Origin of the sequence: Brevibacterium sediminis, assembly GCF_013623905.1 — a bacterium.
Classification (GTDB): Bacteria; Actinomycetota; Actinomycetes; order Actinomycetales; family Brevibacteriaceae; genus Brevibacterium; species Brevibacterium sediminis.
Genome location: NZ_JABKDD010000018.1, coordinates 55,535 through 65,001, shown reverse-complemented (window position 1 = coordinate 65,001; position 9,467 = coordinate 55,535). Strand labels below are relative to the sequence as shown.

Genomic DNA, 9,467 nt, shown 5'->3' with positions numbered 1-9,467 from the left:
TGCCTCAGATCGCGGATCCCTTAACCTGCCACGGTTCCTGCGCTGAACGAACCCGACCCCGTACTCCACTGTCGTGGATATACGGGGTCGGGCCGCCTCGGCGAGGGCATCGTTCTTTGACGTCGAAGGATTCGACGTTCAGCCAGTTCGACGAACTGTCACGGGTTCATTCCCCGTCAATGTGTTCGGCCGCTGCCTCCTTGGTGTTCTCGACGTTGGTGACGACTTCCTCCGACCCCAGGCGGGTCTTGATGCCGACGTAGAAGACGATGGCGGTGAAGATGGTGCAGACCAGCTCGCCCCAGCCGAACGTGAGCACGCCCATAGCGCCCTCACCGTAATTGCTCAGCAGGCTGAGCACGGCCAGGCCGCCGAGCCACAGGATCATCCACCAACCGGATTTGAACTGCAGCGGCGGGATCTTGCTGCGGTCGCTGAACGCATAGTGCAGGCCGAGGACGACGTAGCCCAGAGCCATCGCTAGGAACAGCTTCCAGTTCGTGTCCCACCCAGTCCAGAACACAATGAGGTTCGCAGCGAGGAACCCGAGGAACGGGAGGACGTCTCCACCAGGCAGGCGGAACGGACGCTCCTGATTAGGCAGCTGACGGCGCAATGCCGCCACCGTGATCGGACCGGAGCCGAAGGAGATGACGGTGCCGGAGGTGATGAACCCGACCATCTTCGCCCACGACGGGAACGGGAAGAACAGGAAGCAGGCAACGATGAACGTGATGAGCAGACCGAACCACGGGATGCCCTTCTTGTTCAGCTTCGTCATGGCACTCGGGGCATTGCCCACGCGTGCCTGCGAGTACGACAGACGCGGGGTGAGCGCGGTGAAGATCAGGCCGGTGTCGGCCGGGGAGACGACGGCGTCGATGTAGAGGATGATCGCCAGCCACATGGCGCCGAGCATGATCGCGATCTCCGCCCACGGTCCCGCCGAGTTCGAGAACGACAGTCCGCCCCAACCGTCCTTGAGCAGGTCGGTGGGGATGGCGCCGATGAACGCGACCTGCAGGAGGATGTAGATGATGCCGGTGAGCACGATCGAACCGATGACGGCGAAGGGCACGTTCCTCTGCGGATTCTTCGTCTCACCCGCGAACTCCACACCCTGACGGAATCCGAGGTAGGAGAAGACGATGCCCGCAGCGGGCAGGGCCGCGAAGATCGGGGCGATGCCGTTGGGAGCGAAACCGCCGAACTCGGGCATGTGGAAGTGACCGGGGTTGAAGGCCAGCAGCGCCAGTCCGATGAACACGAGGACGATGACGAGCAGCTTCCACCACACGAGCACGTTGTTGAACTGGGCGAAGAACTTCACGCCGAACATGTTGATGACGCAGAAGACCGCGACCATCGCAATGCTCACGAAGATGCCCGGCACCGTGAGGACGAGCACCCCCTCCTTCGACTCCATCAGCCACGGCATATAGCTCGAGGCGTACTGGACGGCCGCGAGCACCTCGATGCCCACGGTTCCCGCCGCCGACAGCCACGTGATCCACCCGCTGGTGTAGCTGGCGAACGAACCGAAGGCATAGTGCGGGTAGCGCACGACACCGCCGGCGACAGGGAACATGACACCGAGTTCGGAGTAGTTCAGAGCCACGAAGATGATGAGGACCGCACCCAGGGCCCACGACAGGATCGCGGCCGGACCAGCCATGCTCGCGGCATCGAAGGCACCGAAGAGCCAACCGGAGCCGATGATCGACCCGACTCCGGTGAAGAGCAGGCCGGTCTTGCCGATATCACGTTTGAGCCCTTTGTCATGGACGACGGTCACGCTCGTGGGCGAGCCCGACGACAGGGAACTTTGTGAGGGCATCTTTGCCTCCCAGGGTAGACGGCAGTTTATCCGCCGCTAGTTTTCTCCGATCGGCGTGTGACGTCAATTACATAGCCGTGTTATACGGCCAGGTCACAGACTCAAACGACCCCGAACACCTCTTTTCGGTGTTCGGGGTCGAATGGTGGAACGTTGAGGGTCACTATGTGAGGTTTGCGCCTCGAGGTGGGTGCCGACGCGGTGGGCGCGGCTCTCAGCTCCCGGCGTTCGCGTCCGCGGTCAGGTGGGCGCGCGCCTCGGCGAGCATGGCCTCACGGGTCGCGATCTTCACCCGCTCACGTCCCTCGGCCACACCGAGGGCCTTCTCCGCGGCCTCGAGCCGGTGATAGCCCTCCCAATCGGTGAAGTCGACGCCCTTCGACTCGAGCAGCTCGACGATCGAGGACTCCTCCGGGTACAGGGGTTCGGTGAGCGCCCCGGCGGCCTGGTCGTCGAGGATGTGCCCGATCGTCTCGAGCGCATCGCCCTTCGTATGACCGATGAGCCCGACCGGTCCGCGCTTGATCCACCCGGTCGTGTACACGCCGGGGATGACGTCCGCCTCGGCGGCCTGGCCCTGCTCGTCGGCGTCGACGACGCGACCTTCGTGATTCGTGATGACCTTCTTGGCCTCATCGAAGGGCAGCTGCGGCAGCTGCGTTCCCGCATAGCCGACGGCCCGGTACACGGCATCGATGTCCCAGTCGTGGAAGTCCCCGGTGCCGTTGACGCCACCGGTCCCGTCGAGTTCCTGACGTTCCGTGCGTAGACCGGTCACCCGATCCTCGCCGAGGATGGCCACCGGTGCGTGGAGGAAGTGCAGGTGCAGACGGCGCTTCGCCCCGGTCTCCTCCCGCATCGCAAAGTCCGTGAGCGTCTTCGTCACCTGCTTGACCTGGTTGCTCGACTCGATGGCCTCGAGCGACCCCTGATCGAATTCGTAGTCCTCGGGATAGACGATGATGTCGACGTCGTCGACCTGACCGAGCTCACGCAGCTCGAGCGGAGTGAACTTCGCCTGCGCGGGACCACGCCGTCCGAACACATGGACATCGGTGACCTTCGAGGACTTCAGGCCCTCGTAGACGTGATCGGGAATCTCCGTCGTGTGCAGGTCATCGGCCTGCTTCGCGAGCACCCGAGCCACGTCGAGGGCGACGTTGCCGTTGCCGAGCACCGCGACCTTCTCCGCATCCAGCGGCCAGGTCTGGGCCACATCCGGGTGGGCGTCGTACCAGTTGACGAAGTCCGCGGCCCCATAGGAACCGGGCAGGTCGATGCCGGGCAGCGACAGCGGTGCGTCGACGAAGCAGCCGGTGGAGAAGATCACCGCATCGTAGCGGTCGGTGAGCTCGCCGAGGTTGATGTCGACCCCGTATTCGACGTTGCCGAACAGGCGGATGTCACCACGGTCGAGGACCTTGATGAGCGCATTGATGATGCCCTTGATCCGCGGATGGTCGGGGGCGACACCGTAGCGGACGAGCCCGAAGGGAGAGGGCAGGCGTTCGAAGAGGTCGATGCTCAGTTCCAGGTCATGTTCGGCCTTGGTCAGCAGGTCGGCGGCGTAGATGCCGGCGGGACCGGCACCGATGATGGCCACTCTGAAGGGAATAGCAGGCATGGTTTTCCTTGATCAGTCGGAGATGAGCGAAGTGTCGCTCGTCGTCATTGAGAAGTCCGTCGCTGGGTGTTCAGTCGTCCGCGTTCTGCGGCGGCAGAGCTGCGATGAAGGGATGGTCTTTGTCGACCACCCCGTGGGCGGCTGCTCCGCCCGGGGAGCCGATGTCATCGAAGAACTCGACGTTCGCCTTGTAATAGGCCTCCCACTCATCAGGCACATCGTCTTCGTAGAAGATCGCCTCGACGGGGCACACGGGTTCGCAAGCCCCGCAGTCGACGCATTCGTCGGGGTGGATGTAGAGGGAACGGGTGCCTTCGTAGATGCAGTCGACCGGGCATTCCTCGATGCAGGCTCGGTCCTTCAGGTCCACGCACGGTTGGGCGATGATGTAGGTCATGGGTTCCTCACGAGTTCGGATGCGTGCGCTGGCATAGGCTCTGTCGCCGAAGTGAACGCACCATCGGCGTAGGGGCTCAGGGTCACGACATCACCAGCGACGATCACGGCCGGTGAGCGGACGCCTCGGCGAGCCGCGCGGAAGGCGATGTCGCCGAGGGTTCCGATGGTCACTCGTTGGTTCTCACCGAAACCGTCTTCGACGATCGCGACCGGGCAGTCGTCACCGCGCCCGGATCGGGCGAGCACCATCGCCGAATTGATGAGTGTGCCCACTCCCATGAGCACGACGACGGTGTGGTCGCATCCCCCGCCGATCTCGCTGAGCTGGTCGTGACCGGTCACGACCGTGTACGAGGTGGCGACACCTCGGTGGGTGAGCGGGATTCCGGCGACCGCGGGAACGGAGTTCGCGCTGGTCACCCCGGGAACGACGCGGACATCGACTCCGGCGGCCCGGCAGGCGATGACCTCCTCTCCCCCACGTCCGAGGACGAACGGGTCCCCGCCCTTGAGTCGGACGACCCGACGGCCGAGCTTCGCCTGTGTGATGAGGATGTCGTTGATCCCGCTCTGCGGCACCGGATGGTGCCCCGGCAGCTTGCCGACGTCGATGATCTCCGCGTCCAGGGGTGCGCCGCGTTCGGTTTCGAGCTGATCGATGACTGATCTGGCACCGAGGCGGTCGGCCACGATGACATCGGCGCGTTCCAATGCGCGCAGACCGGTGACCGTGAGCAGTCCGAGATCGCCCGGTCCGGCACCGACGAGCAGCACCGTGCCGGGCTGCTGTGGGAGGAAGAGCGTCATGATTGGTCCTCGGTGGATTCGGAGCTGGGGGCCGCCTCGGGGGTGTGGATTCCCGCAGCGAGGGTGTTGCCTGTCTGCGGGTCGATGACGACGAAGGCTCCGGCCGTGCCGTGGTCGCGGAAGTCCGGGACCGGCAGCTCGGCGGACAGCTTCACCCGGGCCAGGCCGATGTCGTTGCCGGCGAGCACCTCGGCGGGTTCGGTCTCGGAGGTCTCGAGGTTGCGTTTGGCCTCGATGGTGACGATCCCCTTCACGGTCGTCGTCCCCGTCTTGATGAGCACCCGATCCCCCGTGCGCAGGCCCTCCGCGGTGAACGGGAACACCTCGGCGCGCAGTTCCCGGCGCGGGGTGGGCAGGGTGCCGGCCGCGGCGATGACGCTGCCACGGGCGGTATCGACGTCATCGGCCAACCGCAGCGCCACCGACAGCGGCGCACTCGCGGTCTCAAGGGGACCGCTGGCGGTATCGATTCCGGTCACCGTCGTCTTCAGCCCGGCAGGATGGATCTCGATCTCATCGCCGAGGCTGACCCGCCCGGCCGTGATCTGTCCGGCCACGGCCCGGTAGTCCCGGAATTCCTCGGGGTCGAGACCCGGTGCCAGGCCCCCTTGCGGACGCAGCACGGTCTGCACGTCGAGGCGGAAGGCCTCGAGGTCGGCGGTGTCCTCGTCCGCACTCGGCAGGGTCTCGAGGAGTTCGAGCAGTGCCGGCCCGGTGTACCAGGGAGTGCTGTCCGAGGTGGTGGCGACATTGTCCCCGGCCAGGGCGGAGATCGGAATGAGGTGCGGGGTCTCGAGGCCGATCTCGTCCGCGAGTGCCTTGATGTCGTTCTCGACCGTCTCGATCGCCGCCTGGTCGTAGTCGATGAGGTCGATCTTGTTGACGGCGATGATGACGTGGCGGATGCCCAGTCGGGAGACGACGGTGAGGTGCCGGCGGGTCTGTTCGGTCGCGCCGGTGCGGGCGTCGATGAGGACGACGACGGCATCGGCGGTCGAGGCTCCCGTGACCATGTTCCGCGTGTACTGCACGTGTCCGGGGCAGTCGGCGAGGATGAACGAGCGACGGTCGGTGGCGAAGTACCGGTAGGCGACGTCGATGGTGATGCCCTGTTCGCGTTCGGCCCGCAGACCGTCGGTGAGCAGCGCGAAATCGAACTCACCGCCCAAGAACCCACGTTCCCGGCTGGTGGCGGTCACGGCGGCGAGCTGGTCGGCGAGGATCGCCTTCGCATCGTGGAGGAGCCGGCCGACGAGCGTGGATTTGCCGTCGTCGACGGATCCGGCGGTGGCGAAGCGCAGCAGCGTCTTCGTTGTCGTGTCCAAGGTCGGCGTCGCCTCGGTGGTAGTTGTTTCGGTGGTGGTTGTGGTCGTCATCAGAAGTACCCGTCCTTCTTGCGGTCTTCCATCGCCGCGGCCGAGATCCGGTCGTCGGCGCGAGTGGCACCGCGCTCGGTCACAGTGGTGGCGGCCACCTCGGCGAGGATGGACTCGAGGTCATCGGCGCTCGATTCGACGGCTCCGGTGCAGCTCATATCCCCGACGGTGCGGTAGCGGACCTTCTTGGTCGTGACGGTCTCGCCGTCGCGCGGGGTGGAGAATTCGCCCGTGGCCCACCACATGCCGTCGCGCTGGAAGACTTCGCGATCGTGGGCGAAGTAGAGCTCGGGCAGTTCGATGCCTTCGCGGGCGATGTAGCTCCACACGTCGAGTTCGGTGAAGTTCGAGATCGGGAACACGCGCACATGTTCGCCGGGCAGGTGGCGACCGTTGAAGAGGTTCCACAGTTCGGGGCGTTGGCTGCTGGGGTTCCAGCCGCCGAATTCGTCGCGCAGGGACAGGATTCGTTCCTTGGCCCGGGCCTTGTCCTCGTCGCGGCGGGCACCGCCGAAGACGGCGTCGAACTTTCCGCCGGTGATGGCGTCGAGCAGCGGCTGGGTCTGCAGGGTGTTGCGGGTTCCGTCGGGGCGTTCGCGCAGGCGACCGTCGTCGATGTAGTCCTGGACCTTCGCCACCGTGAGGTCGAGGCCGTACTTCTCGGCCGTCTCGTCGCGGAAGCGGATGATCTCGTCGAAGTTGTGGCCGGTGTCGACGTGGAGGAGTCCGAACGGGATCTTCGCCGGCCAGAACGCCTTCGCCGCGAGGTGGAGGACGGTCACGGAGTCCTTGCCGCCGGAGAACAGCAGCACGGGGCGTTCGAACTCGGCGGCGACCTCACGGATGATGTGGATCGCTTCGGATTCGAGGACGTCGAGGGTGGACAGGCTCGCACCCGGGTTGTGGGCGGGCGCCGCCTCGGGGGTGGTGTAGGTGTCGTGGTTGAACTGGGTGTCGATGCTCATGTGTGGAGTCCGCATTCTGTTTTGGTCGATCCGGCCCAACGGCCGGCGCGGGGGTCTTCCCCTTCGGCGACGGGGCGAGTGCAGGGCTGGCAGCCGATCGACGGGTACCCTTGGCTCAGCAGCGGGTTGACCGGGACGTCGAAGGCGCGCGAGTAGTCGAGGAGGTCATCGAAGGACCATGCGGCCAGGGGGTTGACCTTGACGAGTCCGTTCTTCTCATCGAAGGTGATCAGCGGCGTATTCGTCCTGGTGGGAGACTCGTCACGGCGGACTCCGGTGAACCAGAGTTCGTAGCCGTTCAGCGACTTCTTCAATGGTGCGACCTTGCGGCGGGCGCAGCACAGGCCCGGGTCGCGGGCGAAGAGGTCCTTGCCGAATTCGGCGTTCTGCTCTTCCACGGTCTGCTCCGGGAGGACGTCGACGATGTGGACGTCGACACGGCGGGCCACCTCGTTGCGGGTGTCATAGGTCTCGGAGAAGTGGTAGCCGGTGTCGAGGAAGAGGACATCGACGCCGGGCTGGTACTGGGCGACGTAGTGCGGCAGTGCCGCGTCGGCCATCGAGCAGGCCACGGCGCAGGCCGCGGTGTCGAAGTTCCGGGACACCCAGCGGATGACGTCGGCGGGGTTGGCCTCGGGAACACCGTTCTCCGGGTCACCGGCGAGTTCACGGGCACCCGCCTCGGCGAGGGCCTTGAGTTCCTCGATGGGGCGGGTCATACCAGTTCCTCCTCGTCAACGCGGTGGGCCCATTCGGAGAAAGTCTCGGTCTCCCCACGCCCGGCGAGGAAGCGACGGACGAGTTTCTCGACGTAGTCGCTGAGGTTCTCGGCGGTGACCTTGAGTCCACGGACGGTGCGGCCGAGTCCGGCCTCGTCGCGGTCTTTCGAGGCCAGGCCTCCGCCGACGTGGACCTGGAATCCGGGGACCTGTTCGCCTTCGTCGGTGGTGACGATCTGGCCTTTGAGCCCGATGTCGGCGGTCTGGATGCGGGCGCAGGAGTTCGGGCAGCCGTTGAGGTGGAAGCTGATCGGGTGGGGCAGCTCCTCGATGTCGGCGAGGCGCTCTTCGAGCTTCGTGATGGTGTCGGCTGCGGTCTGCTTGGTCTCGACGATGGCGAGTTTGCAGTATTCGATGCCGGTGCACGCGATCGTCGAGCGGCGGAAGAGGTCCTTGCGGCTGGAGAGGCCCAAGGCGTCAAGCTCGGCGACGACGGCTTCGACGTCCTTCTCCTCGATGTCGAGGAGGAGGAACTTCTGGTGCGGGGTGGTGCACAGGCGGGTAGAGCCGTACTTGTCGGCAAGGTCGGCGACCTGGCTGAGCAGGGTGCCCGAGACGCGGCCGACGACGGGGCTGACCCCGATGTAGTAGCGGCCGTCGGTCTGCTTGTGCACGCCGACGTGGTCGCCGGCGGTGATCGGCTTGGCCGGCGCCGGACCGTCGGCGAGTTTGAATCCGAGGTATTCGGTCTCGAGGATCTCGCGGAACTTCTCCGGACCCCAATCGGCGAGCAGGAACTTCAGTCGGGCCTTGTTGCGCAGGCGGCGGAAGCCGTAGTCGCGGAAGATCGAGGTCACTCCCAGCCAGGTCTCGACGACCTGGTCGGGGGCGACCCAGGCACCGAGGCGTTCGGCGAAGCGGGGGACGACGGACAGGGCGCCGCCGACCCACAGGTCGTAGCCGATGCCGTGTTCGGGGTGTTCGACGGCGACGAAGGAGCAGTCGTTGATCTCGTGGACGACGTCCTGGCTGGGGTGGCCGGTGATCGCGGTCTTGTATTTGCGGGGCAGGTTCGACAGGCTCTGGTCGCCGATGTAGCGGCGTGAGATCTCTTCGATCGCCGGTGTCGGGTCGATGAGCTCGTCGGCGGCGATGCCGGCGACGGGTGAGCCGAGGATGACGCGGGGGACGTCGCCGCAGGCTTCGGTGGTCTGCAGGCCGACGGCTTCTAGGCGGCGCCAGATCTCGGGGACGTTCTCGATCTCGATCCAGTGCAGCTGGATGTTCTGGCGGTCGGTGAGGTCGGCGCTGTCGCGGGCGAATTCGGTGGAGATGTCGGCGATCGTGCGCAGCTGCTCGGTGGTGAGCTTTCCGCCGTCGATGCGGACACGCAGCATGAAGTACTCGTCCTCGAGCTCATGCGGCTCGAGCTTCGCGGTGCGGCCGCCATCGATTCCGGGTTTGCGCTGCGTGTACAGGCCCCACCAGCGGAAGCGGCCGTGCAGGTCGTCGGAGTCGATCGACGAGAATCCACGTTTGGAGTAGATGGTCTCAATTCGGGCGCGAACGTTGAGGCCGTTGTCTTCGGCCTTGTCGATCTCGTTTTTGTTCAACGGTTCATGGCCGTCAATCTTCCACTGCCCATTGGACTTCTTCGGGCGGGCGGGCCGCTTTGCGGCCCGTTTACCTGCCGTTTCCTTGTTCTCTTCCACCTGAGTGGACATTGCTGTCTCCAAACGC

8 protein-coding genes are annotated in these 9,467 nt (G+C 65.5%); all 8 read right to left on the bottom strand.

Features of this window, described 5'->3' with window-relative positions; translation table 11 throughout:
* Positions 1 to 166: 166 nt before the first annotated feature.
* The gene (locus HK108_RS16650) at positions 167 to 1,837 is read right to left on the bottom strand and encodes an APC family permease (RefSeq protein ID WP_181272325.1); all 1,671 of its coding nucleotides are present in this window, start codon (positions 1,835 to 1,837) and stop codon (positions 167 to 169) included.
* A 214-nt stretch (positions 1,838 to 2,051) separates the two neighbouring features.
* Entirely contained in the window at positions 2,052 to 3,461 is a 1,410-nt protein-coding gene (locus HK108_RS16645; RefSeq protein WP_181272324.1) for an FAD-dependent oxidoreductase, read from the bottom strand.
* 70 nt (positions 3,462 to 3,531) lie between these two features.
* On the bottom strand, positions 3,532 to 3,858 hold the full coding sequence (fdxA, locus tag HK108_RS16640; RefSeq protein ID WP_172172271.1) for a ferredoxin: 327 nt from the start codon (positions 3,856 to 3,858) through the stop codon (positions 3,532 to 3,534).
* Positions 3,855 to 4,667: a uroporphyrinogen-III C-methyltransferase gene (cobA, locus tag HK108_RS16635; RefSeq protein WP_181272323.1), complete on the bottom strand. Its 813-nt coding sequence runs from the start codon at positions 4,665 to 4,667 to the stop codon at positions 3,855 to 3,857. Before cobA ends, fdxA begins: the two co-directional genes overlap by 4 nt.
* On the bottom strand, positions 4,664 to 6,043 hold the full coding sequence (locus tag HK108_RS16630) for a sulfate adenylyltransferase subunit 1 (protein WP_181272322.1): 1,380 nt from the start codon (positions 6,041 to 6,043) through the stop codon (positions 4,664 to 4,666). The genes cobA and HK108_RS16630 overlap by 4 nt, the downstream gene beginning before the upstream one ends.
* Positions 6,043 to 7,008, bottom strand: coding sequence for a sulfate adenylyltransferase subunit CysD (cysD, locus tag HK108_RS16625; protein WP_181272321.1), 966 nt, complete (start codon positions 7,006 to 7,008; stop codon positions 6,043 to 6,045). The genes HK108_RS16630 and cysD overlap by 1 nt, the downstream gene beginning before the upstream one ends.
* Positions 7,005 to 7,727: a phosphoadenylyl-sulfate reductase gene (locus HK108_RS16620; RefSeq protein WP_181272320.1), complete on the bottom strand. Its 723-nt coding sequence runs from the start codon at positions 7,725 to 7,727 to the stop codon at positions 7,005 to 7,007. Before HK108_RS16620 ends, cysD begins: the two co-directional genes overlap by 4 nt.
* Positions 7,724 to 9,451 carry a nitrite/sulfite reductase gene (locus HK108_RS16615; protein ID WP_181272319.1) on the bottom strand — a complete coding sequence of 576 codons (1,728 nt, stop codon included), beginning with the start codon at positions 9,449 to 9,451 and terminating at the stop codon, positions 7,724 to 7,726. The genes HK108_RS16620 and HK108_RS16615 overlap by 4 nt, the downstream gene beginning before the upstream one ends.
* Positions 9,452 to 9,467: the final 16 nt, after the last annotated feature.

Bases quoted from the DNA above. Each gene is read 5' to 3' on its own strand.
- fdxA (WP_172172271.1), bottom strand. From the start codon at position 3,858: ATGACCTACATCATCGCCCAACCGTGCGTGGACCTGAAGGACCGAGCC.
- HK108_RS16630 (WP_181272322.1), bottom strand. From the start codon at position 6,043: ATGACGACCACAACCACCACCGAAACAACTACCACCGAGGCGACGCCG.
- HK108_RS16650 (WP_181272325.1), bottom strand. From the start codon at position 1,837: ATGCCCTCACAAAGTTCCCTGTCGTCGGGCTCGCCCACGAGCGTGACC.
- HK108_RS16620 (WP_181272320.1), bottom strand. From the start codon at position 7,727: ATGACCCGCCCCATCGAGGAACTCAAGGCCCTCGCCGAGGCGGGTGCC.
- HK108_RS16615 (WP_181272319.1), bottom strand. From the start codon at position 9,451: ATGTCCACTCAGGTGGAAGAGAACAAGGAAACGGCAGGTAAACGGGCC.
- cysD (WP_181272321.1), bottom strand. From the start codon at position 7,008: ATGAGCATCGACACCCAGTTCAACCACGACACCTACACCACCCCCGAG.
- cobA (WP_181272323.1), bottom strand. From the start codon at position 4,667: ATGACGCTCTTCCTCCCACAGCAGCCCGGCACGGTGCTGCTCGTCGGT.
- HK108_RS16645 (WP_181272324.1), bottom strand. From the start codon at position 3,461: ATGCCTGCTATTCCCTTCAGAGTGGCCATCATCGGTGCCGGTCCCGCC.